At 66.3% G+C, this 24,683-nt stretch carries 20 protein-coding genes; 11 read left to right on the top strand and 9 right to left on the bottom strand.

All coding sequences use genetic code 11. The features are described 5' to 3' along the window. Positions 1 to 226 precede the first annotated feature (226 nt). The 7 genes from ABQY74_RS09410 to ABQY74_RS09380 all read left to right on the top strand — a co-directional run bounded on the left by ABQY74_RS09410 (position 227) and on the right by ABQY74_RS09380 (position 6,605). Positions 227 to 511, top strand: coding sequence for a DUF4190 domain-containing protein (locus tag ABQY74_RS09410; protein ID WP_016903110.1), 285 nt, complete (start codon positions 227 to 229; stop codon positions 509 to 511). Between the two features lie 2 nt (positions 512 to 513). Next, positions 514 to 1,281, top strand: a complete 768-nt coding sequence (locus ABQY74_RS09405; RefSeq protein ID WP_016903109.1) for a class I SAM-dependent methyltransferase — start codon at positions 514 to 516, stop codon at positions 1,279 to 1,281. Positions 1,282 to 1,286: 5 nt separating this feature from the next. Next, a complete protein-coding gene (locus ABQY74_RS09400) occupies positions 1,287 to 2,342 on the top strand; it encodes a quinone-dependent dihydroorotate dehydrogenase (RefSeq protein WP_349794606.1) in 1,056 nt (351 codons plus the stop codon). Further along, positions 2,339 to 3,391 carry a UDP-N-acetylmuramate dehydrogenase gene (murB, locus tag ABQY74_RS09395; protein ID WP_166773622.1) on the top strand — a complete coding sequence of 351 codons (1,053 nt, stop codon included), beginning with the start codon at positions 2,339 to 2,341 and terminating at the stop codon, positions 3,389 to 3,391. The genes ABQY74_RS09400 and murB overlap by 4 nt, the downstream gene beginning before the upstream one ends. Beyond that, positions 3,385 to 4,296 carry a DMT family transporter gene (locus ABQY74_RS09390; RefSeq protein WP_026064463.1) on the top strand — a complete coding sequence of 304 codons (912 nt, stop codon included), beginning with the start codon at positions 3,385 to 3,387 and terminating at the stop codon, positions 4,294 to 4,296. Before murB ends, ABQY74_RS09390 begins: the two co-directional genes overlap by 7 nt. 140 nt (positions 4,297 to 4,436) lie before the next feature. Then, positions 4,437 to 5,141 carry an aspartate/glutamate racemase family protein gene (locus ABQY74_RS09385; RefSeq protein ID WP_349794609.1) on the top strand — a complete coding sequence of 235 codons (705 nt, stop codon included), beginning with the start codon at positions 4,437 to 4,439 and terminating at the stop codon, positions 5,139 to 5,141. Between the two features lie 165 nt (positions 5,142 to 5,306). Further along, positions 5,307 to 6,605, top strand: coding sequence for an MFS transporter (locus ABQY74_RS09380; protein WP_349794612.1), 1,299 nt, complete (start codon positions 5,307 to 5,309; stop codon positions 6,603 to 6,605). A 78-nt stretch (positions 6,606 to 6,683) separates the two neighbouring features. Here the strand turns inward: ABQY74_RS09380 and ABQY74_RS09375 are convergent, their stop codons facing one another. Beyond that, a complete protein-coding gene (locus ABQY74_RS09375; RefSeq protein WP_016903103.1) occupies positions 6,684 to 7,382 on the bottom strand; it encodes a phosphatase PAP2 family protein in 699 nt (232 codons plus the stop codon). Then, positions 7,363 to 8,628, bottom strand: a complete 1,266-nt coding sequence (ispG, locus tag ABQY74_RS09370) for a flavodoxin-dependent (E)-4-hydroxy-3-methylbut-2-enyl-diphosphate synthase (RefSeq protein ID WP_016903102.1) — start codon at positions 8,626 to 8,628, stop codon at positions 7,363 to 7,365. Before ispG ends, ABQY74_RS09375 begins: the two co-directional genes overlap by 20 nt. Positions 8,629 to 8,748: 120 nt before the next feature. Between ispG and ABQY74_RS09365 the strand changes: the two genes are divergently transcribed. Continuing rightward, positions 8,749 to 9,975 (top strand): ATP-binding protein, encoded by a 1,227-nt coding sequence (locus ABQY74_RS09365; protein WP_016903101.1) that lies wholly within the window; start codon positions 8,749 to 8,751, stop codon positions 9,973 to 9,975. Further along, positions 9,972 to 10,550: a response regulator transcription factor gene (locus ABQY74_RS09360; protein WP_016903100.1), complete on the top strand. Its 579-nt coding sequence runs from the start codon at positions 9,972 to 9,974 to the stop codon at positions 10,548 to 10,550. The genes ABQY74_RS09365 and ABQY74_RS09360 overlap by 4 nt, the downstream gene beginning before the upstream one ends. A gap of 551 nt (positions 10,551 to 11,101) precedes the next feature. Here the strand turns inward: ABQY74_RS09360 and ABQY74_RS09355 are convergent. Further along, positions 11,102 to 12,058 carry a glycoside hydrolase family 5 protein gene (locus tag ABQY74_RS09355; RefSeq protein WP_349794638.1) on the bottom strand — a complete coding sequence of 319 codons (957 nt, stop codon included), beginning with the start codon at positions 12,056 to 12,058 and terminating at the stop codon, positions 11,102 to 11,104. Positions 12,059 to 12,539: 481 nt separating this feature from the next. Between ABQY74_RS09355 and ABQY74_RS09350 the strand changes: the two genes are divergently transcribed. Beyond that, positions 12,540 to 14,396: a GGDEF and EAL domain-containing protein gene (locus tag ABQY74_RS09350; RefSeq protein ID WP_349780029.1), complete on the top strand. Its 1,857-nt coding sequence runs from the start codon at positions 12,540 to 12,542 to the stop codon at positions 14,394 to 14,396. A gap of 94 nt (positions 14,397 to 14,490) precedes the next feature. On the opposite strand, the gene ABQY74_RS09345 is transcribed toward ABQY74_RS09350, so the two are convergent. Together ABQY74_RS09345 and ABQY74_RS09340 are read right to left on the bottom strand one after the other, a co-directional pair. Continuing rightward, a complete protein-coding gene (locus ABQY74_RS09345; RefSeq protein WP_039509865.1) occupies positions 14,491 to 16,053 on the bottom strand; it encodes a sodium/sugar symporter in 1,563 nt (520 codons plus the stop codon). 257 nt (positions 16,054 to 16,310) lie between these two features. Continuing rightward, the gene (locus ABQY74_RS09340) at positions 16,311 to 18,923 is read right to left on the bottom strand and encodes an exo 1,3/1,4-beta-D-glucan glucohydrolase (RefSeq protein WP_104601347.1); all 2,613 of its coding nucleotides are present in this window, start codon (positions 18,921 to 18,923) and stop codon (positions 16,311 to 16,313) included. 435 nt (positions 18,924 to 19,358) lie between these two features. On the opposite strand from ABQY74_RS09340, the gene ABQY74_RS09335 reads away from it, so the two are divergent. Further along, on the top strand, positions 19,359 to 21,314 hold the full coding sequence (locus ABQY74_RS09335; RefSeq protein ID WP_349794615.1) for an alkaline phosphatase PhoX: 1,956 nt from the start codon (positions 19,359 to 19,361) through the stop codon (positions 21,312 to 21,314). Positions 21,315 to 21,646: 332 nt separating this feature from the next. Here the strand turns inward: ABQY74_RS09335 and ABQY74_RS09330 are convergent, their stop codons facing one another. The 4 genes from ABQY74_RS09330 to panD form a co-directional block, all read right to left on the bottom strand. Beyond that, complete coding sequence (locus ABQY74_RS09330; RefSeq protein WP_167703997.1) at positions 21,647 to 22,270, bottom strand: AAA family ATPase; 624 nt, start codon at positions 22,268 to 22,270, stop codon at positions 21,647 to 21,649. Between the two features lie 3 nt (positions 22,271 to 22,273). Then, a complete protein-coding gene (locus ABQY74_RS09325; RefSeq protein WP_349794617.1) occupies positions 22,274 to 22,618 on the bottom strand; it encodes a type II toxin-antitoxin system prevent-host-death family antitoxin in 345 nt (114 codons plus the stop codon). A gap of 158 nt (positions 22,619 to 22,776) precedes the next feature. Then, positions 22,777 to 24,291 (bottom strand): glucose-6-phosphate isomerase, encoded by a 1,515-nt coding sequence (gene pgi, locus ABQY74_RS09320; protein WP_065048970.1) that lies wholly within the window; start codon positions 24,289 to 24,291, stop codon positions 22,777 to 22,779. Next, positions 24,288 to 24,668: an aspartate 1-decarboxylase gene (gene panD, locus ABQY74_RS09315; protein ID WP_024939767.1), complete on the bottom strand. Its 381-nt coding sequence runs from the start codon at positions 24,666 to 24,668 to the stop codon at positions 24,288 to 24,290. The genes pgi and panD overlap by 4 nt, the downstream gene beginning before the upstream one ends. Positions 24,669 to 24,683: the final 15 nt, after the last annotated feature.

Genomic DNA, 24,683 nt, shown 5'->3' with positions numbered 1-24,683 from the left:
GTCTTGGTCATTGGCAGTGCGCCACGCAGCTGCGCACGATCTCGGCACCCAACGTCTCATCGGCCGCTCGGTCCGATAGCAGGGCGACCAGACACGCGAGCCCTCCCATTCCGGTCAAAACCGGCCATGCACCGCGTCTGGCCGCAGACGGCACGCCATTCGGGCGGCGGCTCTGGGATAATCAGGACACGCCAGCCGTCGGCTGCCGCCACTTCAGGAGTTCATGATGAACGTCGTCGTTCGACAGACCAGCGCCATGGCCATCGTCAGCCTGGTCTCGGGCATTCTCGGCTGGACGCTGATCCCGTTCCTCGGCAGCCTCTGCGCCATCATCACCGGCCATCTGGCGCGTGGCGAAATCCGCCGCAATCCGCAGGGGCTGGACGGCGACGGCCTGGCCATCGGCGGGCTGATTCTTGGCTGGCTGGCGGTCGCGCTCTGGGTGGCAGGGGTGGCGATCTTCATCCTGTTCTTCGGCGGCCTGGCCTGGCTTGCGGCCGCCAACAGTTGAGCATGGCCGCGCCCTCCTCCGCCCAACGCTTCAACGACCGCGTCGCGGCCTATGTGCGCTACCGGCCGAGCTATCCGCCGCAGCTGCTGCGCTGGCTGCACGAAGAGCTGGGCCTGACGCCGGCCACCGCGGTGGCCGATATCGGTGCCGGTACCGGCATCTCCAGCCGGCTGTTTCTGGAGGCCGGTTATCCGGTCACGGCGGTGGAACCCAATCCGGCCATGCGCGCAGCCGCGCAGCAGTGGCTGGCGGAGTTCCCCAAGTTCCGCGCGGTCGACGGCACCGCCGAGGCCACCGGGCTGGCCGATGCCAGCGTCGGCTTGGTGTCTGCGGCGCAGGCCTTCCACTGGTTCGACGTGCAGGCGGTGCGTGCCGAGTGGGCGCGCATCCTGCAGCCCGGCGGTCTGGCGGTGATCTACTGGAACAGCCGCGAGCTGGACACCACCGACTTCCTGCGCGGCTACGAGCAATTGCTGCTGGACTACGGCACCGACTATTCGGCCGTGGCCGAACGCTATCAGGACGATGCCACCATGCAGGCGTGGTTCGGCGAAGGCTTCCGCGCGATGGCACGCTTTCCGAATGTGCAGCGGCTGGACTTCGACGCCTTGCGCGGCCGGCTGCTGTCTTCGTCGTATGCGCCGCTCGCGCATGACCCACGCCATGCCCCGATGCTCGCCGCGCTACGCACGCTGTTCGACGCGCATGCGCGCGACGGGCTGATCGACTTCCAATACCAGACCCGGGTGTTCGCCGGGGGATTGAACTGACCCGCATGTATTCGCTTGCCCGCCCCTTGCTGTTTTCCCTCGACGCCGAGCGCGCCCACGCGCTGGCATTGCGCTCCATCGACGTCGCCTACCGCACCGGCACCACGCCGCTGCTGGCCAAGCGCCCGGTGCCGCTGCCGACGCCGGCCTTCGGTCTGATGTTTCCCAACCCGGTCGGGCTCGGTGCCGGCCTGGACAAGAACGGCGAGCATATCGATGCGCTGCTTGCGCTGGGTTTCGGCTTCGTCGAGATCGGCACGGTGACGCCGCGTCCGCAGGAAGGCAATCCCAAGCCGCGCATGTTCCGCTTGCCGGAATACCAGGCGGTGATCAACCGCATGGGCTTCAACAACCTGGGCGTGGACGTGCTGGTGGCCAACGTGCAACGCGCGCGGCGTCGTGGCGGCCTGCTCGGCATCAACATCGGCAAGAACAAGGACACGCCCAACGAGGAAGCCACCAGCGACTACCGTTATTGCATGGAGCGCGTATACCCGCTGGCCGACTACATTACGGTCAACATCTCGTCGCCCAACACCGCCGGCTTGCGCGAACTGCAGGAAGAACAGGCGCTGCGCCGACTGATCGCCGATCTGCGCGAAACCCAGGAAGCCCTGGCCGCTCAACACGGCAAGCGCGTGCCGATGCTGGTGAAGGTGGCCCCCGATCTCAACGACCGCGACATCGATGCGGCCGCGCGCGTGCTGGCCGATCTGGCGGTGGATGGCGTGATCGCCACCAACACCACGGTGACGCGCACCCTGATCGCCAACCATCCGCTGGCCGCCGAAGCCGGCGGCCTGTCGGGCGCGCCGCTGCTGGGGCAATCCACCCTGGTGCTGCGCCGCCTGCGCGCGCGTCTGCCGGAGTCGATTCCGTTGATCGGCGTGGGCGGCATCAACTCCGGTGCGGATGCGGTGGCCAAGATGGCAGCCGGCGCGACGCTGGTGCAGTGCTACAGCGGCCTGGTCTATCGCGGGCCGCCGCTGATCGGCGAATGCGTGGACGCGATCCGTCGCCGCCGCGAAGCGCCCAGCGGTGGTGCGGTGTCGCCGCTATGAGCGATGCAACGCAGGCCGGCTGGCGTTTGAGCGAACACGCGCCCCTGCGCGCGCTCAATACCTTTCATGTCGATGCCACGGCGCGCTGGTTGCTGAGCATCCACGCAGCCGCTGCCTTGCCGCAGGCGCTGGCGGCGCCGGAAATCGCCGGGCAACCGCTGCTGGTACTGGGCAGCGGCAGCAACGTGCTGCTGGCCGGCGACCCGCCGGGCTGCGTGCTGTGTTTCGAAAACCGCGACATCGCCATCATCGCGCACCACGCCGACCACGCCATCGTGCGCGCCGGTGCCGGCGTCAACTGGCACGCGCTGGTGCTGTATTCGCTGCAGCAAGGCCTGTCGGGGCTGGAGAATCTGGCCTTGATTCCCGGCACCGTCGGCGCCTGCCCGATCCAGAACATCGGCGCATACGGCGCGCAAGTGGGCGACTTCATCCATGTGGTGGACGCCTTCGATCTGCATGCCCAGCAGTTCGTGCGGCTGACCGCGGCCGAGTGCGCCTTTGCCTATCGCGACAGCGTGTTCAAGCAACAGCCGGAGCGTTATCTGATCGTCGCGGTGGAATTCAATCTGCCGCTGCTGCACGAGTTGCGACTGGACTACGCCGGCATCCGCGAGGAGCTGGCGAGCATGGGCGCCGACCTGGCCGGTGCCGCCGATGTGGCGCAGGCGGTGATCAACATCCGTCGGCGCAAACTGCCGGACCCGGATGTGCTCGGCAATGCCGGCAGCTTCTTCAAGAATCCCTTGCTGCCCAGCGAGCAGATTGCCGCGCTGCAGGCCACCTTTGCCGATATGCCGGTCTACCCCGGTGAGCAGCCCGGCCAGGGCAAGTTGTCGGCGGCCTGGTTGATCGAGCAGTGCGGCTGGAAGGGCCGGCGCGAAGGCGATGCCGGGGTGTCGCCGGATCACGCCCTGGTGCTGGTCAATTACGGCACCGCCAGCGGTGCGCAGCTGCTGGACTTTGCGCGGCGCATCGCCGAATCGGTGCGCGAGCGTTACTCGGTGATCCTGGAGCCGGAGCCGCGCATCATCGGAGCGCATTGGTGACAGCGCAGCAGGCATCACGACGTGCTGCGCTGTGGATGCTCACCAGTACCTTCGCCTTCGGCCTGATGGCCATCTGCATCCGGCTGGCCTCGGGCACGATCGCCACCACCGAGATCGCGTTCTTTCGCAATGCGTTCGGGCTGTTAGCCCTGTTGCCGCTGATCCTGCGCGCCGGCAAGGCGCTGCCGCGCACGCGGCAATTGCCGCAGTACCTGGCACGCACCCTGATCGGCTTGGCTTCGATGCTGTGCGGGTTCTGGGCGATCGGCCATCTGCCGTTGTCGCAGGCGATCTCGCTGTCGTATTCCACCCCGTTGTTCGTCACCGTGCTGGCCGTGGTGTGGCTGCACGAACAGGTGCGCCTGCGCCGCTGGCTGGCGGTGGCGGCCGGATTCATCGGCGTGTTGGTGATCCTGCGGCCGGGCTCGTCCACCTTTACGCCCGGCCTGCTGATTGCGCTGCTGGCAGCGGTGATCAGCGCCGTGGTGGCGATCCAGATCAAGCAGCTCTCGCGCAGCGACGACTCGGACACCGTGGTGTTCTACACCTATGTGTTCTGGGTGCCGATGTCGCTGATTCCGGCGCTGTTCCAGTGGAGCTGGCCGCAGGGCATCGACTGGCTCTGGCTGGCGGCGACGGGCATCTTCGGTACCGCCGGCCAGCTGTTCTGGACGCGCGCGCTCAAGCTTGGCGAAGTCTCCGCACTGCAGCCGATCAGCTTCATGCAGCTGCCGCTGGTGGCGCTGCTGGGCTGGTGGCTGTTCGGCGAGGCGATCGAACACCATACCCTGATCGGTGCGGCCATCATCATCTGCGCCAATGTCTACATCGCCCATCGTGAAAGCGTGCTGGCGCGTCGCGCCGCCACGCACGCACCGCTGGAAGGCGCAAAACCGGGCGAGTGATCGACCGTCTGCGAGCGGCCTGACCGGCCCGCGCGGTGGCGTGGCGACGATGCCGACGTACACTGCGCTGGTACGCGCTCCCCGGCCATTGAAGGGGCGATGCGCACGCACTTCGTTGACTGTTCCAAGGTGAGGTCGGCATGCCGGTTCCAAGCAAAACCATCGGCCTGATCGGCGGCATGAGCTGGGAATCCACCCTGCCCTATTACCGCATCATCAACCAGCGGGTGGGCCTGGCCTGCGGCGGCCTGCATTCGGCCAGGCTGTTGCTGTACAGCGTCAATTTCCATGAGATCGAGCGCCTGCAACACGCCGGCGACTGGGACGGCGCAGGCCAGGCAATGGCGGCAGCGGCGCGCGCGCTGCATGCCGGCGGTGCCGACTTCCTGGTGCTGTGCACCAACACCATGCATTGCGTTGCCGATGCGATCACCTCCGCAACGCCGCTGCCATTGCTGCATATCGCCGATGCCACCGCCGATGCGTTGATTGCCGCGGGGGTCACCCGGGTCGGGCTGCTCGGCACGCGTTTCACCATGGAACAGCCGTTCTATCGCGAGCGCCTGGCTGCGCGTGGCCTGCAGGTGCTGGTACCGCCGGCCGACGCACGCGCGCAACGGCATCGAGTGATTTACGACGAACTCTGCCAGGGCATCATCCGGCCGGAGTCGCGCGGCTATTTCCGCCAGGTCATGGCCGACCTCGGCCAGGAGGGTGCGCAAGCGATCATCCTGGGCTGCACCGAGATTTCGCTGCTGGTGGACAGCAGCGATGCGCAGCTGCCGTTGTTCGACACCACCGCACTGCATGCCGAAGCGGCTGCGCACGCAAGTGTGCGCGACTGATCGGCACCGAAGGCGCAGCCAGCGCGCCTTTCCCGAAGTGCACGCGCCCGGCCGTGGCGGGCGAGCGTGCAAGCTGCGCGTTGCCGCAGCGATGCCACTGACGACGCCTACCTCACTGCTCCAGCACGCGCATGCGCGCGAGCACCTGCCACAGGATGTCATGCCTTGAAGACCCCTTCCGCAACAGGCACTGCACCCGCAAGCCAGCTCACACGCGGCGACTACAAGACGCTGGGCCTGTCCGCCCTGGGCGGCGCGCTGGAATTCTACGACTTCATCATCTTCATCTTCTTCGCGACGGTGCTGGGAGAGCTGTTCTTTCCGCCAGGCATACCGGACTGGATGCGGCAGTTGCAGACTTTCGGCATCTTTGCTGCCGGCTACCTGATCCGTCCGCTGGGCGGGATCGTGATGGCGCACTTCGGCGATCTGCTCGGTCGCAAGCGCATGTTCGCGCTGAGCATCGGGTTGATGGCCTTGCCAACGCTGGCCATCGGCGTGCTGCCGACCTATGCGCAGATCGGCCTGGCCGCCCCGCTACTGCTGCTGACGATGCGGTTGCTGCAGGGCGCGGCCATCGGCGGCGAAGTTCCCAGTGCATGGGTCTTCGTCGCAGAGCACGTGCCTGCGCAACGCAGGGGACTGGCTTGCGGAACACTGACCGCCGGCCTGGCCGCCGGGGTGTTGCTCGGTTCGCTCAGCGCCGGGGCGATCAATCGCGCTTTCACGCCGCAGGAAATCGCCGACTATGCCTGGCGCCTGCCGTTTTTGGCCGGCGGCCTCTTCGGCCTGCTTTCCGTGTATCTGCGGCGTTGGCTGCACGAAACGCCGGTGTTCGTCGAGCTGATGGCGATGCGTGCCGTCGCGCGTGAAACGCCGCTCAAACTGGTGCTGCGCGATCATCCACGCAGTGTGGCGCAGTCGTTGTGGCTGACCTGGATGGTGGCAGCCGGGGTGCTGGTGGTGTCGTTGATGACGCCAACGCTGTTGCAGAGCGCGTACCACTACCCGGCAGCGGTCGCCTTGCAGGCCAACCTGCTCGCGGTCCTGTTGCAGGCGGTCGGCTCGATCGTGGCCGGCGCCTTGTCCGATCGCTGCGGCAATGGACGTGTGCTGCTTGCCGGCAGCGTGTTCCTGGGCGCCAGCGCCTGGCTGTTCTATCGCCTGGCCGGTGATCCGCAGTTGCTGTTTCCGCTGTACGCCCTGCTGGGCGCGGCGCTCGGCGTCCTGGGGGCGGTTCCGCGCGTCATGGTCGAAGCGTTTCCGCCGGTGGTGCGCCTGTCCGGCGTGTCGTTCGCCTACAACCTGGGCTATGCGGTATTCGGTGGCCTGACCCCGCTGGTGGTGGTGATGTTGCTCAAGCAGCACCCGATGGGACCGGCGTATTACATGATTCTGCTGGCCGCGATCGGCAGCGTGATCGGGCTGCAGTTGTGGCGCCGGGAGCGCGTACGTCGTTACTGAGTCGAACGCCGTGCCGGTCTGCGCCAGTCCCGGTCACACGCCTGCGCCGACCACGTTCGACGTCGCGCGGCCGTGCCCTCAGGCCGAGGTGAGATGGCGGCGCCAATGCGGCCGCCGTGCGCCGCGAAACATCACCAGATACAGCCCGACCACCCATACCAGCGCGGCCGACCAGCCGCCCAGGATGTCGGAGGGATAATGCACGCCCAGGTAGATCCGCGACACGCCGACCAATACCGCGAACAGGCTGGCGGCAATGGTCACCGGCCAGCGCCAGCGCGTGTTCCAGGCCAGCGCGATGAGCACCGCAGCGAGCGTCATCGAGCCCATCGCATGACCGCTGGGAAAGCTGAAAGTGCTTTCCGGGGCGATCGATTCCCACAGGCTCGGGCGGTCGCGCTGGAACACCTGCTTGGCGCCCATGTTCAACAAGGCCGAGCCACCAAAGCCGAGTGCGGCAAAGGTTCCCTCGCGCCAGCGCCGCAACATCAGCAACACCAGCACGATGGCGATATCGGCCGGGATCACCCCGTATTGGTAGCCGATCTTGGAGATCACCCCGAAAAACGCATCCAGCCCCGGCGTGGCGATGCTGCGCATGCTCCACAGCAGGGGCTCGTCGAAATAGAAATTTTCCAGCTCGTGGACTTCGTCGGCCAGGTCGACGAACAAGCCCAAGGGCAACAGCACGCCGGCAAACAGCAATGCCATGCGCCACGCATTGCTACGCAGCCATCCCCTAAAACCGGCCGGCGATTCAGCCGGCGCGGCGGACATAGGTGCGTTCGACGTACTGATCGATCAGATCGATGAACTCGTAGGCGATGTTTTCGCCACGCAAGGTGACGCTTTTTTCGCCATCGATGAACACCGGCGCCGACGGCGCCTCGCCGGTGCCCGGCAACGAGATGCCGATGTTGGCGTGGCGCGATTCGCCCGGCCCATTGACCACGCAGCCCATCACCGCCAGGGTCATGTTTTCCGCGCCGGGGTTGCTGATCTTCCACTCCGGCATCTTGGCGCGCACATGGTTCTGCACCACGCCGGCCAGTTCCTGGAAGAACTCGGAGGTGGTGCGGCCGCAGCCCGGGCAGGCCGTGACCATCGGCGTGAAGGCGCGCTGGCCGGTGGTCTGCAGCAGTTCCTGCGCGACGATCACTTCCTGGGTGCGCGACTGGCCCGGTTCCGGCGTCAGCGAGATGCGGATGGTGTCGCCGATGCCTTCCTGCAGCAGCACGCTCAGCGCCGCAGCCGAGGCCACGATGCCCTTGCTGCCGATGCCGGCCTCGGTCAGGCCCAGATGCAGCGCAAAGTCGCAGCGGCTCGCCATGTCGCGATACACCGCGATCAGCTCCTGCACACCGGATACCTTGGCCGACAGGATGATGCGCTCGCGCGCCAGCCCCAGCTCCACCGCGCGCTCGGCCGAATCCACTGCCGAACGGATCAAGGCCTCGCGCAGCACGCGACCGGCATCCCAGGGCGTGGCGCGTTGCGAGTTCTCGTCCATCAGCTGCGCAGCCAGCGACTGGTCCAGCGAGCCCCAGTTGGCGCCGATGCGCACCGGTTTGTCGTACTTGATCGCGAACTCGATCAACTGCGCGAACTGCAGGTCCTTCTTCTTGCCGAAGCCGACATTGCCCGGATTGATGCGGTACTTGGCCAGCGCTTCGGCGCAGGCCGGCTCGGCGGCGAGCAACTGGTGACCGTTGTAATGGAAATCGCCGATCAACGGCACCTCGATCCCCATCATGCGCAGCTTGTCGACGATGCGCGGAATGGCCGCGGCCGACTCGGCGTTGTTGACGGTCAGGCGCACCATTTCCGAGCCGGCGCGCCACAGGTCGGCCACCTGCTTGACGCTGCCGGCGATGTCGGCGGTATCGGTATTGGTCATCGACTGGACGACCACCGGGTGGCCGCCGCCCACAGTCACGCTGCCGATCTTGACGGCCTGGGTGATGCGGCGCGGCCAGGCGGTGGCGTCGGCGGGAGGGGTTGGGCGAGTCACGGCGTCGTACATCGCGGTATTTTAGCCTGTCATCGGTCCGCTCACAGCTGAAGCGCTGCGCGGGTCGTCTTCCGGGCCGATGCGACGGTTTGTCGCAGGCCGCCACGCCCCCGAGCGCATAGCATTGCCGTGATGAATTCCTCAGACGCCTCCTTCCTGCGGACCCTGTGCAGCCTGCGCTGGCTGGCTACCGCCGGCCAGGCCGCCACCATCCTGGTCGCCACCGGCCTGATGGGCCTGGACCTGCCGCAGCAACCCTTGTGGGCCGGCGTGGCCGCACTGGCGGTGTTCAACCTGTATGCGCAATTGCGGGTGGCCCACCGTGGCGCGGTCAGCCCGGCCACCGAGTTCGGCCATATCCTGGTCGATGTCACCGTGCTGACCTGGATGGTGGGCTGGAGCGGCGGCATCGCCAACCCGTTCGGCTCGCTGTTCCTAGTGCTGATCGCGCTGGCCGCGCTGGCCCTGCCGCTGGGCTGGGCGATGGCCGTGGCGGCGTCCTGTGTCGCCGGCTATGTGATCAGTGCGGCGTTCGGCCTGCCGCTGCCCTACGGCAGCTTCGACCCGCTCAGCCTGCACATGTGGGGCATGGCAGCCAACTTCCTGCTGTCGACGGTGGTGGTGCTGGCCTTTGCCACCCGGCTGGCCTTGTCGATGCGCGAACGCGAGCGCGAGATCTCCACGCTGCGCGAGCGCTTTGCGCGTAACGAGGGCATCGTCGCGCTGGCCACGCATGCCGCCTCGGTGGCACATGAACTCAACACGCCACTGGCGACGATGACCCTGCTGGTCGACGACATCGCCGACCAATGCGACCAGGGCGAATTGCGCGAGGATCTGGACACCCTGCGCGAACTGCTGGTGCAGTGCCACGAGCGCGTGCTGGCGCTGGCCGCACCGGCCGACAACGGCCACCTCAGCCGCGAGGTGGCGGTCAAGGACGTGCTGGAACAATGGCGGCTGGTACGCCCGACCATCGAGCTGCGCCGCAACGACGACGCACCGATGCGCCTGCTGCTGCAGCCGGGCGTCAGCCATCTGCTGATGGTGCTGCTCAACAATGCGGCCGATGCCGGCGAACGCGCCGGCCGGCCGCAGATCGATCTCACCCTGCGCGTGGAGCAGGACCATCTCAGCGGCGAAGTCCGCGACTACGGGCCGGGCTTCGACACCTCGCAGGCCATGCTGCCGGGCACTTTATTCAACAGCGGCAAGCACGACGGCATGGGAGTCGGGTTGGCGCTCTCGCACGCTACCGTCGAGCGGCTGCAGGGCGAGTTGTGGATGCTGCCCGCCGAAGGCAGCGGCGCCCGCGTCGGTTTCCGTCTGCCGCTCTCCGAACACGAGGCACTCGCATGACAAGCACTCCCCTGCGTACCGGCCTGCTGGTCGACGACGACACCTTGTACCTGCGCACGCTGCAGCGCAGCCTCGCCCGCCGCGGCGTGGAAACCTTGACCGCCACCGACGCGGCCAGTGCCCTGTCGACCGCACGCAGCGCCCTGCCCGATTTCGCCTTGATCGATCTCAAGCTCGGCCACGATTCCGGTCTGAGCCTGATCCAGCCGCTGCGCGAGATCCGCGCCGACATGCGCATTCTGCTGGTCACCGGCTATGCGAGCATCGCCACTGCGGTGGAGGCGATCAAGCTCGGCGCCGACGACTACCTGCCCAAGCCGGCCAATATCCCCACCATCATGCGGGCGCTGGGCGAAGAGGACGACGAGCTGCCGGAGCCGGACGAAGAAGAAACCGCGCGGGAAATGATGACACCGCTCAGCCGCCTGCAGTGGGAGCACATCCAGCAGGCGCTGCACGAGACCGGCGGCAATGTCTCCGCCGCCGCCCGCCTGCTCGGCATGCACCGTCGCTCGCTGCAGCGCAAGCTGACCAAGCGTCCAAGCCCGGGGCCGTTACGCGAGCCCGGGCGTTGAGGCCTGACAACGAAACGTTGAACCGTGGCGTTTTTCAGGTGCTATTCCAGGCTTGATCCATTCAAACACGGCGTTGTTTTTTGGTTCGATCCGACACTGAGTCAAAAGCTCGGTGAGTCGAGAGCGCGGTGCCCTCGCCGCTTGCGGGACACGCCGTGAATCCATCCATGGAGGCTCCTTGGCGGCATCCATGCCGCCAAGGGTCCCGCAACCGGTAAGGACACCGCGCCAGAGAGTTGATCGGCTGCTTTCTTGAAAAGCTCCCCGGCTTACGTTTGGAAAATGACTGGACGCGCAATTATCCGAACAGTGCTTACAGCACATCGCTTGTGTCATGCGCACCGACCATCTCAACTGGTCCTTGCCCGCTCACCGTCGCGGGAACTTACGCGGCATGGATGCCGCGTAAGAGCCTACAAGTACGTACTTGCGGCGTGTCCTGCGATGGTGGGCGGGCAAGGGCCCCGCAGCCAGGCCGCAGCTCGGCAGCTCGGCAGCTAACTATCCACCCATCCCGAAAAACCAAAGACGCTGACCGCAGGGCGTCACTCTCAACGTGGCCCGAACACGCTCGCCCTGCGCGAGGTCGCGGTGATGCCATCGGCGCCGAGGATCAGGTTGCGCCCCCAGCTGCTGAGGCGCGTAGCGTTCCAGCCGATTGCGATGTCCAGCGATTGCGTGCTGCTGTCATTGCCCGACCACGACCAGCCCAGATAGCCGACGTTGTATTCGCGGGCACGGCGCATGATCGCTGCCTCGTCCACGTGCGCGCCGCGATGGTCTCCACCGAACTCGCCGACCACCAGCGCCAGCTTTTTATCGCGGAAGGCGCGCAGATAATTGTTGACCGTCGCATCGCTGCCGAACACTTCGTACATGTGCACGCTGAAGATCAGGTTGCGGCGGCTGTCGCGCGCCAGCAACGCCGCAGCGTTGTCGCGCATGTAGAACTTCCAGTCCTGGCCCCAGTTCGGCGCATCCACCATCAGGGCGTGGGTCAGTCCGGCCTTGCGCAATGCGGCGATCGCGGTTGCATGGCCGTTGACCCATTCGCTGGCGCTCAACTGATTGCCGAACGGCTCGTTGCCGATGTTGATGATGACCTGGTCTTCGTTGCCGATCAGCGCCTTGCGGATGCTGGTCCAGTACGCAGTAGCGTGGGCCAGGCCAGCGGCAGCGCCGTCTTCGCCATAGCCGGTGGTGTCGTGCACTTCCAGCACCGCGATCAGGCCCAGGCTTTTGCAACGCGCGATGATGCGCGACACCTCGGCCTCCGGTGTGCGGTTCCAGCGATAACCGGAACTGAGCACCACGCGCACGCTATTGGCGCCGGTGGCAGCGATGGCAGCCAGGGCCGCGTCGGTACGGCTTGCATACCAGGCGTGCGGCAGATTGACGCCACGCAAGACCACGGTGTTGCCATTGGACTCACGTAGTTGTGTGCCGGACACCGACAGCCCCGCGTGTGCGGCAGACGACACTGCCAGGCCTGCAACGACCAGCAGCATGCGGCGGGCAAAACGAGACAACGGTGATTTCACGATCGATTTTCCAGACAGAGGGGAGGACGACGAGCAATGGCGGCACCCACAGTGCGCGTGAACACTGTGTCAATTTGACGTGTCAGCCGATGCAACCCCTGTCACATATCGAACAAGCGCCGAAACAAGCGCGCTGAACGATTACGTTGTTGTGGGGCAACGAAGCAGGCGCACCCTCAGTGATCGGCAAGGCGTCGCCAATGTTTAGCGGCCGTGCGCCAGCGCCGACCGCGACGCCGCACGTTTGCTTACATCACGCATGACGTGGGAGTCAGAGCGACCGCGGGCCTGGCGCCTGGCTCTCGCCGCATACTGTGGCCTGATGCCATCGCGCAGCTGTCGTCGCGGCAGCGGCTCAGTCGCAGCCATCGCGTGGCAAGCCCCGCTTCAACTGAACGGCGCCCAGCGCGATCGGTCAAGGGATTACGCTCCAGGCCGATAGAAGCGCATGCAATCCGCGCTCGCTCCCGCCAAGTCCCCTCCTCCGCCCGTGGTCGACGAGTCGACCCGGTTGTCCGTCCTGCGTGGCCTGTGCCTGCTGGACTCGCCGCCGGACCCGGTGTTCGAGACCATCGCCGCCATGGCCGCCCGCAACCTTGGCGCAGAAATCGCGCTGGTGTCGCTGGTGGACGAGCATCGTCAGTGGTTCAAGGCCCGCATCGGCCTGGAACCGCAGGAAACGCCGCGTGACCAGGCGTTCTGTGCGCATGCGATCCGCGCCCCCGAGGTGATGGTGGTGCCCGACGCGCAACTGGATCCGCGCTTTTGCCACAACCCGCTGGTGCTGGGGCCACCCTTCATCCGCTTCTACGCCGGCGCGCCGCTGACGCTGCGCGACGGCCACCGCATCGGCACCTTGTGTGTGATCGGGACCAGCCCGCGTCCGGGCCTGGACGCCGAAGCGATCACCCAGCTGGAAGGCCTGCGCGACCTGGCGGTGCTGCGGGTGGAAAACCTGCGCAGCACCACCTACCGCGACGGCCCGACCGGGCTGCCCAATCGGTCGCGCTTTGCCGAAGACCTGGATGCCTGGCTGTCGCAACGCGACAGCGCGCCGGCCACCACCGCGGTGGCGGTCGACATCTGCGGCAGCGATTACTTCCGCGACATGGTCAAAGCGCTGGGCTGGGATTACGCCGACGGTTATGTGGCCATCGCCCAGCGTCGGCTGGCGGCCTATCTGCCCGCCGGTACCGCGCTGTATCGGCTGGACCCGACCACCTTCGGTTTTCTGGCCCAGGCCGAAACGCAGCGTCTGTCCGCGCTGTGCACCAAGGTCTCCAAGGCCTTTGCCGAGACACTGGAACATCAGGGCATTCCGCATACCGCAGTGGCCTCGATCGGCGCGGTCTCACTGCAGACCAGCTATGGCGCGGCCGACACCATCCGCTCGCTGACCACCTCGGTGGATATCTCGCGCGAACGCGGCGTGCCGTGGAGCATGTACGAGCGCAAGCACGACGTGGCCCAGCGCAACACCTTCCGCCTGCTGGCTTCCCTGCCCGCCGCGCTGGACAGCGCCAGCCAGCTGCGCCTGCACTACCAGCCGCGCGTGGACCTGCACGATCACCGCTGCGTCGGAGTGGAGGCGCTGCTGCGCTGGCAGCATCCGATGATCGGCCCGGTGATGCCCGCCGACTTCGTGCCGATGGCCGAAAAAACCGCATTGATCAACCGCATCACCGCCTGGGTCATCGACAACGGCATCGCCCAGGCCGCGCGCTGGCAGCAACAGGGACTGGATTTCAATCTGGCCCTGAACGTGTCGGCCGCCGATCTGGACCGGCCCGGATTCGTCGGCCTGCTGCGGCGTGGCCTGGAACGCCACAACCTGGATCCGCGCCGGCTGGAGATCGAATTCACCGAAAGCGCGATGATCCGCCACCCCGAGCATCTGGCCGAGCAATTGGCGGCCATCGCGGCGCTGGGCGTGCATATCGCCATCGACGACTTCGGCACCGGCTACAGCAATTTCAGCTATCTCAAGCAATTGCCGGCCAGCTCGTTGAAGATCGATCAGTCCTTCATCCGCTCGTTGCCGGACAACCGCACCGACCGCACCCTGGTACCGGCGATGATCCAGCTCGGCCACAGCCTGGGCCAGCGCGTGGTCGCCGAAGGCATCGAGTCGGCAGAGGCCTACACGCAGTTGCGTGCCTGGGGCTGCGACGAAGGCCAGGGCTACTGGATCGCCAAACCGATGCCGGCGGCCGCATTGGAAACCTGGCTGCAGACGCCGTGGTATGAGCAGTTTGAAGCGCCGGTTAACCTGCTCGCCGCAAGCCTGGCCGCGGCGCGGGTGTAAACGGCAGCAGCACAAGGTGCAAACGCAATGCGGCGCGACACCTGAGTGTCGCGCCGCATTGCGTACAGCCAATCTCAGCGGATCGCTCGAGCGATTACCAGAACACCGCGTACAGCGCGATCAGGATCACCACCACTCCGATCGCGCCGACCTTGAAGCCCAGCGTGGTGCCGTAAGCCACATCGTCGGTACGGATCAGGTCGCGCGCCTGGGTGGGCGCGGTCATCAACGACACCAGCACCGCCAGCACCAGCGCCGCCACGAACACCACGCCGATGCGGTCCATGAACGGCAGTTCCGGCCAGGCGAACTTGAGCGCGAACGACAGCACTACCGAGCCGATCGCCGCGGTCAGTGCGCCGGCTTCATTGGCGCGCTTCCAGAACAGGCCGAGCATGAAGATCACCACCACGCCAGGCGTAAAGAAGCCGGTGAATTCCTGGATGAACTGAAAGCCCTGATCGAAGTTGCCCAGCAACGGCCGCGCGGTCAGGATGCCGATCACCACCGCCACGATCGCCACGATGCGACCCACGCGCACCAGTTGCTTCTGCTCGGTCTGCGGGCGGAACTTGGCGTAGAAATCCAGGGTGAAGATCGTCGCCACCGAGTTGATCTTGGAGGCCAGCGAGGCCACGATCGCCGCCACCAGCGCCGCGAACACCAGGCCCAGGATGCCGGTCGGCAACAACTGCATCATGGTCGGATAGGCCTGGTCGGGCTTGGCCAGGTCCGGCGCCAGCACCACCGCGGCGATGCCCGGCACCACGATCACCAACGGCATCAGCAGCTTCAGGAACGCGGCGAACACCATGCCCTTCTGCGCCTCGCCGATGTTCTTGGCCGCCAGCGCGCGCTGGATGATGTACTGGTTGAAACCCCAGTAACTGATGTTCATCACCCACAGACCGCCCAGCAGCACGCTCAGGCCGGGCAGGTCCTTGTAGAACGGGTTGTCCTTGCTCAGGATCATGTGGAAGTGCTCCGGGTGCGCACTCCACAGGTGCTTGAAGCCGGCCAGCACGCCGGCACCGTCGCCGATCCGCGCCAGGGTCAGCCCGGCCACCAGCAGGCCGCCCAGCACCAGCAGCGTGACCTGCACGATGTCGGTCAGCGCTACCGCCTTCAGACCGCCGTACAGCTGGTAGACCAGCGCGAATACGCCGATCAACGCCAGCGCCAGGGTCTGGTCCATGCCGGTGACCTGGCTGACCGCGATCGACCCCAGCCACAGGATCGAGGTGAGATTGACGAACACGTACAGCAGCAGCCAGAACACCGCCATCAGCGTGCGGATCCACTTGCCGTACCGCTGTTCCAGGAACTGCGGCATGGTGTAGATGCCGTTGCGCAGGAAGATCGGCAGGAAGAACTTGCCCACGATCAGCAGTGTCAGCGCCGCCATCCACTCGTAGGAGGCGATCGCCAGGCCGATCGCATAACCGGAACCGGCCATGCCGATGATCTGTTCGGCCGAGATGTTCGCGGCGATCAGCGAGGCGCCGATCGCCCACCACGGCAACGACTTGCTGGCCAGGAAGTAATCCTCGGCGCTCTTGCTGTGACCTGCCTTCTCGCGCGAGACCCACTGCGCGAGCACGAAGATGCCGGTCAGATAGACCAGCACAATCACGATATCCAACGTCGCCAAACCCACTGCACTCTCCTGTCTGGCTCTGGGCTGAGCGTCGTGGACCGGACAGGTCTGCAGACTGCCGCCGCCCGCACTACGTGCGTGGCAGCAGCGCGGCGAACCGCAGCTGCAGGCCGTCCCGGCCGATCGACGCGCGCGTCCCGCGGCGGCTGATGACACCACCGCTGAGGGTGGCCGCTGTAACACGTCGCCGGGGCCGGCGACGCATGTATGTGGTTCTTACCTGGGCATACCCGCAAGCGCGCCTGCGGGTGTGCTGCTTACTTGACCGGGCAGTCGAGCGTGACTTCGGCCTCGTTGAGTGCGCCCAGCGCGATCTTCGACACCGACAGGTCCAGCGCCGCAGCGCTTTCGATGCTGGCGACCTGGGTCAGCTTGGTCACATCCGCACCGGCCACTGCGAAGCACTTCAACGGCACGCCCACCACCTTCCACTGGCCTTGCGGCAGCGCGGCCAGAGTCTTCTGCGCATCGACGCGGCCGCCGCACTTGTCGCCACAGCCCACGCCCAGCCACACCGGCGCGGTCACCGCGCTATCGCGGCGCACGGTCAGCTGCAACTGAACATCGCCGTTGCTCTCACGCGAGACATCGACCGGCTTGCCAGACACCAGCAATACGCTGGAGGCCTTGGCACCGGACCAGACCAGACGCCGTGCATCTTCCTGCGCCTTGTGGTCGACCGCGGTCATCTTCAGGCTGCCATCGGACAGACCCACCGGCAGCGTAGTCGCCGGCATGTTGGCCTGGCCGGCATTGGACAGCTGCATCGCAATGCCCAGTGCCGGCTTGCCGCGCACGAAGTACACCCCGCCCACCGACTGCTCGCCGGACACGCCCGATTCCTCCGGCAACGCGGCCAGGTCGCCCTTGTCGGCATAGGTCAGGCCAAAGCCGAACTTGAACTGCGGGTCGTAATCCTTCTGCCCGACGTTGTTGGCGAACTGCACCGCGGTCTTGGGCCAGGAGAAGCTCAGCTTGCCCTTGAAGTCGTTCTGTACCGTGCCATCGGCCTTGCGCAGCAGCACGTCGGCAATGCCCTCACCTTCCGAACCCGGCAACCAGGCGGCGACGAAGGCATCGGCGGCGTTGATGTACTGGTTCATCCACAACGGGCGCCCGCTCAGGAACACCGCCACCACCGGGATGCCTTCGGCCTTGAGCTTCTTGATCAGCGCCAGCTCGCTCTCGTCGCCCGGCTTGTACAGCAGGGTGGCGATGTCGCCCTGGAACTCGGCGTACGGGTTCTCACCGAACACCACCACCGCCACGTCGGGCTTGGTCTTGTACGCACCATCGACTGCCAGCTCGGCCTTGCCGCCGGCGGCCTTGATCTGCTTGTCCAGGCCTTCCCAGATGGTGTTGCCATTGGGGTAGTCGCTGCGCTTGGTGCCGGTGCCCTGCCAGTTCAGCGTCCAGCCGCCGGACTGCTTGCCCATGTCGTTGGCGCCGTCGCCCAGCACCAGCACGCGCTTTTTCGGATCCAGCGGCAGGATGCCGGCCTGGTTCTTCAGCAGCACCAGCGACTCGCGTACTGCCTGGCGGGCGATCGCGCGGTGTTCCGGCGCGCCCAGCAATTCGTACTTGCCACCGAGCGGGCGCTTGGACGGCTTGCCGGCTTCGAACAGGCCCAGGCGCAGCTTGACGCGCAGGATCCGGCGCACCGCATCGTCCAGGCGCTCGGCCGAGATCTGGCCCGATTTCACTGCCGCCAGTTCGGTCTCGTAGATGCCCTTCCAGCTGTCGGAGGCCATCGCCATGTCGACACCGGCAATGAACGAGGCCGGGCAGTTTTCGTTGGTGCAGCCCTTGACCTGGCCGTGGCCGTTCCAGTCGCCGACCACGAAGCCACCGAAGTTCATACGGCCCTTAAGCACGTCGGTCAGCATGACCTTGTTGCCGTGCATCTTCTCGCCGTTGAAGCTGTTGAACGAGGCCATCACCGTCTGCGCACCGGCCGCGATCGCCGGCGGGTAACCGGCCGCGTGGATATCGCGCATGGTGGCTTCGGACACCTTGGTGTCGCCCTGGTCCTTGCCGTCGGTGGTGCCGCCGTCGCCGACAAAATGCTTCACCGAGGAAATCACGTGGCTGCCGTCGAGGAACTGCGGAGTGCCCGGCACGCCCTGCACGCCTTCGACCATCTTGCCGGCGAAGCTGGCCACCACGTCCGGCGACTCGGAATAGCCCTCGTAGCTGCGGCCCCAGCGGTCGTCCTGCGGCACCGCCACGGTCGGCGCGAAGGTCCACTCCATGCCGGTGACGCGGGTTTCGGCGGCGGTGACTTCGCCGATCTGCTTGATCAGCTCCGGGTTGCGCGTGGCGCCCAGGCCGATGTTGTGCGGGAACAGCGTGGCGCCGACGATGTTGCTCTGGCCGTGCACCGCATCGATGCCGAAGATGATCGGAATCGCGTTGCCGCCCTTGGAGGTGTCCATCGACGCTTCATAGAAGGCGTCGGCCAGCTTCAACCATTCGGCCGGGCTGGCGTCGTACTTGCCGCCCGGATCGGAATTGCCGCCGGCCAGCACCGAGCCGATGCGGTACTTGCGCACATCGTCCGGGGTCATGCTGGCGATGTCGCCCTGGATGGTCTGCGCGACCTTCTCTTCGACGCTCATCTTGGCCATCACATCGGTGATGCGCTGCTCCAGGGCCTGGTCCTGGACGAACGGCCACTTCGGCGACGGCCACTGGTCGGGATGGATCGTGGTGGACGCCTCGGCAGGAGCGGCGGCCGGCGCGGTCTTGCTCGCCTCGGCAGCGGTGTCCTTGCCTTGGCAGGCGGCCAGCATCAGCACCGCAGCGGCGGTGGCCAGAGAGAGGGCACGACGCGCGACAGGCGCGGAGGTACGACGAAGCAGCTTGTCCAAGATCCAGGTCTCCAGGTGGTTCTCCCCACGGCGATGCGTGACGCCGCAGGCCATTAGGCGGCGTACGCTTGCGTGATTCCCCTACCCTGTCAACAACGCGCGCTTGTATGCCAAACGACGGCCAACTTATTGGCCCGGGCTATAGGCTTGGAATACCGGCAGCACCTGTCAAACCACGGCAAAGCGCCGAATCCGGCGTGGCGCTTGATCTTTCGCGGCGGCGTACTTTGCTGCAATGCACCACTTCGCAGGCTCCGCACTGCGCAGCCCCTGTCGCCCGCGCGGGTATTGCCGGGTTCGCTTGCAGGCAGGTGTTCGAACGCCCGCCAACGGGTGAGCTCGCCGTCAAACAACTGTCATACCTCGGGCCTAGCGTGACCGGCTTGCTGATGCGCCACCGGCCATCGTTGATCGTCGTCTTTGCCTGGAGTTTCGATGTCTGCCTCCCCCGATCCCGCCCGCCGCCGCCTGATGCAGTTGCTGGCGTCCGTCCCGCTGTTGCCGCTGGGCAGCGCCAGCGCCGCCGCCCTGCAACACCTCGGCGGCGCGGCACTGGCCGCACACCCGTTGCGGCCGTCGGACAACCCGACCCAGCTGGTGTCGGCCACGTTCCATGGCATGCCCGCACCCAGCCTGGCCAACCCCGCGGCGATGGCCACCACCACGGTGGGGTCGGCGCTGACGGTGGCGCACAGCGACGGCAGCAGCCAGCGTTATGCGCTTGCGTACCACCCGTTCTTCGTCACCGGCGACCAGGTGCCCGACGGCAAGGGCGGCACCGTGCTGGCCGGTGGCTATTACGACATCCAGCATCGGCCGATCATCGACCGCTCCAAACCCGGTGCCGAACGCCCGTTCTTTTCCGATTGCCCGGACGGCTCCTCGCTGCTGACCCTGCCCGATGCCAAGGTGCCCGGGGTCAAGGGCAACCACGTGTTTGCGGTGGTGCAGTTCGAATACACCACCCGCGACCAGGCCGGCAACGACACCAACCGCCACCTGCCCGCGCCGATCGCGGTGCTGACGCTGGATCAGGACCCGGCCACCGGCAAGCTGTCGCTGGTGAAGTACCACAACGTCGACACCGCGCCGGTGCACGGGCTCTGGACCACCTGCGGCGCCAGCCTGTCGCCGTGGAATACCCACCTGTCCAGCGAAGAGTACGAACCCGACGCCACCGCGCTGGCCGGCAACACCCAGTTCCGCAGCTACAGCACGCATCTGTACGGCGACCCGGAAAAAGCCAACCCGTATCACTACGGCCACCTGCCCGAAATCACCGTGCACCCGGACGGCACCGGGAGCGTGCGCAAGCACTACTGCCTGGGCCGCATCTCGCACGAGCTGGTGCAGGTGATGCCCGACCAGCGCACCGTGCTGATGGGCGATGACGCCACCAATGGCGGTCTTTTCATGTTCATCGCCGACCGCAAGGCGGACCTGTCGGCCGGCACATTGTATGTGGGCAAGTGGCAGCAGACCTCGGGCGTGGGCCCGGGCGCGGCCACGTTGCGCTGGATCAAGCTCGGCCACGCCACCAGCGCCGAGATCCAGGCCATGGCCGACCGTCTGACCGCCGCCGACATCCTCGACGTGCATCTGAGCGACCCGGGCGATGCGTCGTTTACCAAGATCCCGTTCAACGGCACCTTCAACTGGATCCGCATCAAGCCGGGCATGGAGAAGGCGGCGACCTATCTGGAAACCCATCGCTACGCGGCGCTGGCCGGCGGCAGCCTGGGCTTCACCAAGCTCGAAGGCACCACCGTCAACGCGCGTGACAAGATCGCCTACATGGCGATGTCCTACATCGTCACCAGCATGCGCAACGGCTCGGGCGATGTGAAAGTGGAAGGCCCGGATGCGGGTGCGGTGTACGCCCTGAATCTGCGTGGCGGCCAGCGCGACAACCACGGCGCGCCGATCCACAGCGACTGGGTGCCGATCGACATGGCCGCACCGGCCGCGCTTACCGGCCACGATCTGGCCAAGGCCGACGCGCTGGGCAACCTGGCCGACCCGGAACGGCTGGCCAACCCGGACAACCTCAAGTTCTCCGAAGCGCTACGCACCTTGTTCATTGGCGAAGACAGTAGCCTGCACGTCAACAATTTCCTGTGGGCCTACAACGTGGACAGCGGCACGCTGACGCGGGTGCTGTCGGTGCCGGCCGGCGCCGAATCCACCGGCCTGCACGCGGTCGACCAGATCCACGGCTGGACCTACGTGATGAGCAATTTCCAGCATCCCGGCGACTGGGAAAGCCCGCTGCACGACACCGTCAAGGCCACGTTGGATCCGCTGATCCGCGCCAACTACAAGAACCGTTTCGGCGCAGCGGTGGGCTACCTCACCGGCGACCCGGTAGCGGTGAAGCTGGGCAAGGCGTAAGCGCCGCCGTTGCAGTTGCAGCGCTGCGTGACGCTACAGCTCAGACGTGCAGCATGGCGTCTCGCTGCTGTCGCAAGGCCAGTAGGAGCGCACCTGGGCGCGAGGAGCTTTCCCGGTATGCCCTGTCGCGCACGGGTGCGCTCCTACGGGTGAGGCCGACACGTGCAGCGTGGCGTTCTCGCTGCTGTCGCAAGGCCAGTAGGAGCGCACCTGGCGCGAGGAGCTTTGCCGGTATGGCCTGTCGCGCCCGGGTGCGCTCCTACGGGTGAGTCGATGGATGTCTGGCAGCGTCAGTGAGAAGCAGATCAGACCGCAAGTACCTGAGCGCGCGGTCAGGACTGCCGCAACTCCAGCGCCGCCATCACGATGGGCTTGGCCCAATCGGGCACCTGCGCCAGTTCTTCGGGCGTTTGCGGGTACTGCAGGCCGTTGCGGTCCAGTTCCAGCACCAGCAGCGGCGCGACCTGCCCGGTCGCGTCGGCAGGCGCGCTGTTGTCGTAGACATGCAGCACCGACAGGTGCGGCAACAGCGCGATCAGGTTGGCGCGCGAGGCATCGTAACGTTCGCGGATCTTGTGCTCGGGGATGGCATGCCCGCCCGCGGCCACGCGCGCTGCCACACGTGCGATATGCAGCTCGACGCTGGACAGGCCGCAGAACCAGACCGCCACCGTGTGCGTCGCGCAGGCTTGCCGCAGCAGGCGCGGGATGGTGGTCGCGCCCAGGGTGGTTTCGAATGCATAGTCGTGGCCGGCGGCCATGGCCTGACGCAGCCGCCGCACGCCTTCCTGCCAGGCTTGCGCATTGGCGTCTCCGGGTGACCATCCTTGCTCCACCAGCTCCCGGGTGAACGCATCCGGGTTGAACCAGGTGGCACCGTCTTCCCGCAGCAGGCTGCCCAGCAGCGAACTCTTGCCGGCACCGTTGACGCCGGCCAGCACCAGAATGTTCCCCACGATTTAGAGCGACGGCCCCAGGGTGATCTTGCTGCCCCCGCGTGCCGGCTTGCCGATCACCTGGGCCAGGCCTGCGCCATCGGTCACCGCCGCAAGATGTGCATCGAACCTGGCCTGCAGTGCCTGCAGCGACTGCGCGCGCGTCGAGGTGGCCATCGCTGCACTTGCCTGGCTGACCAGCCGGCGGTATTCCTCCGCGTCCACCACCACCGCCTCGGGGTGATTGTGGTTGGTGATGACCACCGCGCCATGCGAGCGCACCTTGCGCATCAGGCTGGGCCAGCCCTTCACCTTGATGTCGGCGGCGGGGGATTTTTCGAGTTCGGGCAGATCCTGGAGGCGAGACATGGGACGGTCCTGCGCGCTGTGGTGGCTTCAGCCTACTCCCAACGTCCCATTTTGGGAAATTTGGCCATTTAGTCCAAATTTATCGCCAGGCAGGTGCTCCAGAAACGAAACGGGGCCCGCAGGCCCCGTCGTCTGACACCCATCGATGCGCGACAGGCTCAGCCGCGCAACTTGGCCAGCAGCTCGCGCGTCACCGGGTCGGCCACGTCGGCCGACTCGCCCTTCAGCGCGGGCAGCAACTGGCTGGCCAGCTGCTTGCCCAGCTCCACGCCGAACTGGTCGAACGCGTTGATGCCCCACATCACCGACTGCACGTAGACGCTGTGCTCGTACATCGAGATCAGCGCACCCAGCGCCTGCGGGGTCAGCGCATCGAGCAGGATCACCGTGCTCGGGCGGCCGCCCGGATAGCTGCGGTGCGGATCGCTGCTGTCCTGGCCGTTGGCCAGCGCTTCGGTCTGCGCCAGCACGTTGGCCATCAGCGCGACGTGGTTTTCCGCATACGGATCGTCGTTGTGCACGGTGCCGATGAAATCGGCCGGCACCACGCTGGTGCCCTGATGCAGCGCCTGGAAGAAGCTGTGCTGCACATCGGTACCCGCACCGCCCCACCACACCGACACGGTGTCGCTGTCCACTGCAGAACCGTCGAGCTTGACCCGCTTGCCCAGGCTTTCCATCACCAGTTGCTGCAGGTAGGCCGGCAGCAGGGCCAGGCGCTGGTCGTAGGTCATCACCGCATGCGTGGCGCTGCCGAGCAGGTTGCGGTTCCACACCGCAGTCAAGCCGTGCAGCACGGCGACGTTTTCTTCCAGTGGCGTGTCGAGCACATGCGCGTCGAACTGCGCAGCACCTTCCAGCAATTGTTCGAAACGTTCGAAGCCGATCGCCAGCGCGATCGGGAAACCCACCGCCGACCACAGCGAATAACGCCCACCGACCCAATCCCACATCGGCAGCACGCGGCTCGGTGCGATGTCGAAGGCCTTGGCGGCGCGCTCGGGATTGGCACTCACCGCATACAGGCGCTCGCTGCCGCCCAGCCAGGCGTGCAGGATGCTGCCGTTGAGCAGCGTTTCCTGGGTACCGAAGGTCTTGGAAATCAGGATGCCGGCGGTGTGTGCTGGGTCCAGCGTGGCCAGCGTGCGCTGCATCGCCGCGCCATCGACGTTGGAGACGAAATGCACGCGGAAACGCGCACCCGACGGCGCACGCAAGGCATCGGCCACCAGCCGCGGCCCCAGGTCCGAGCCGCCGATGCCCACGCTGACGATATCGGTGACGTCGGTGGCTTCCAGCTGCTGGATCAGCGCGCCCATGCGTTGGCGGACTTCCGCGGCGGTGGCATACGCTTCGGAGGCCACCGGCGCATCGGTCAGGTCGCCGCGCAATGCGGTGTGCAACGCAGCGCGCTGTTCGGTGACATTTACCTGCTCGCCGCGGAACAGGCGCTGGAACGCGCCGGCCAGGTCACGCTCGCGCGCGATGGCGAACAAGGCATCCAGCGCGGCGCGGTCGTACTTCTGCCGCGCGAAATTGAAATACAACGGACCGACCTGCCTGGCGTATTGCGTCGGCCGTTGCGGCTCGGCGGCAAGCAATGCGGGGATGGCAGCGCCGCGCAGGCGCTGGGCGTGGGCGTGAAGCGCGTCGAATCCGTTGGTGTGTGTCATGCGGCCTGCGTGGGGATGCTGTGGTTGGTGTGGGTGATCGTGTTGCTGCCGTCCACATATACCAGATTGGGCTTGAAGGTCTCGGCTTCGGCTTCGCTCATGCTGGCAAAGGCGGCCACGATGATCAGGTCACCGACCTGCACGTGACGCGCGGCGCCGCCGTTGAGCGAAATGATGCCGCTGCCTTCGTCGGCACGGATGGCATAGGTGCTGAAACGCGCACCGTTGGTGACGTCCCAGATATGCACCTGTTCGAACTCACGGATGCCGGTGGCTTCCAGCAGCAGGCCGTCGATGGCGATCGAGCCTTCGTAATTGAGCTCGGAATGGGTGACGGTGGCGCGGTGGATCTTGGCTTTCAGCAGGGACAGGTGCATGACGGGCAACGGCAA

The organism is Xanthomonas sp. WHRI 7064 (assembly GCF_040202355.2).
In the GTDB taxonomy this organism is placed as follows: Bacteria; Pseudomonadota; Gammaproteobacteria; order Xanthomonadales; family Xanthomonadaceae; genus Xanthomonas; species Xanthomonas arboricola.
This window is presented reverse-complemented; position numbering and strand designations above follow the sequence as displayed.

Excerpts from the sequence above, each read along its gene's own strand:
- ABQY74_RS09410 (WP_016903110.1), top strand. The coding sequence starts at position 227 with ATGAACGTCGTCGTTCGACAGACCAGCGCCATGGCCATCGTCAGCCTG.
- ABQY74_RS09405 (WP_016903109.1), top strand. The coding sequence starts at position 514 with ATGGCCGCGCCCTCCTCCGCCCAACGCTTCAACGACCGCGTCGCGGCC.
- ABQY74_RS09400 (WP_349794606.1), top strand. The coding sequence starts at position 1,287 with ATGTATTCGCTTGCCCGCCCCTTGCTGTTTTCCCTCGACGCCGAGCGC.
- murB (WP_166773622.1), top strand. The coding sequence starts at position 2,339 with ATGAGCGATGCAACGCAGGCCGGCTGGCGTTTGAGCGAACACGCGCCC.
- ABQY74_RS09385 (WP_349794609.1), top strand. The coding sequence starts at position 4,437 with ATGCCGGTTCCAAGCAAAACCATCGGCCTGATCGGCGGCATGAGCTGG.
- ABQY74_RS09375 (WP_016903103.1), bottom strand. The coding sequence starts at position 7,382 with ATGTCCGCCGCGCCGGCTGAATCGCCGGCCGGTTTTAGGGGATGGCTG.
- ispG (WP_016903102.1), bottom strand. The coding sequence starts at position 8,628 with ATGTACGACGCCGTGACTCGCCCAACCCCTCCCGCCGACGCCACCGCC.
- ABQY74_RS09365 (WP_016903101.1), top strand. The coding sequence starts at position 8,749 with ATGAATTCCTCAGACGCCTCCTTCCTGCGGACCCTGTGCAGCCTGCGC.
- ABQY74_RS09360 (WP_016903100.1), top strand. The coding sequence starts at position 9,972 with ATGACAAGCACTCCCCTGCGTACCGGCCTGCTGGTCGACGACGACACC.
- ABQY74_RS09355 (WP_349794638.1), bottom strand. The coding sequence starts at position 12,058 with ATGCTGCTGGTCGTTGCAGGCCTGGCAGTGTCGTCTGCCGCACACGCG.
- ABQY74_RS09350 (WP_349780029.1), top strand. The coding sequence starts at position 12,540 with ATGCAATCCGCGCTCGCTCCCGCCAAGTCCCCTCCTCCGCCCGTGGTC.
- ABQY74_RS09335 (WP_349794615.1), top strand. The coding sequence starts at position 19,359 with ATGTCTGCCTCCCCCGATCCCGCCCGCCGCCGCCTGATGCAGTTGCTG.
- ABQY74_RS09325 (WP_349794617.1), bottom strand. The coding sequence starts at position 22,618 with ATGTCTCGCCTCCAGGATCTGCCCGAACTCGAAAAATCCCCCGCCGCC.
- pgi (WP_065048970.1), bottom strand. The coding sequence starts at position 24,291 with ATGACACACACCAACGGATTCGACGCGCTTCACGCCCACGCCCAGCGC.
- panD (WP_024939767.1), bottom strand. The coding sequence starts at position 24,668 with ATGCACCTGTCCCTGCTGAAAGCCAAGATCCACCGCGCCACCGTCACC.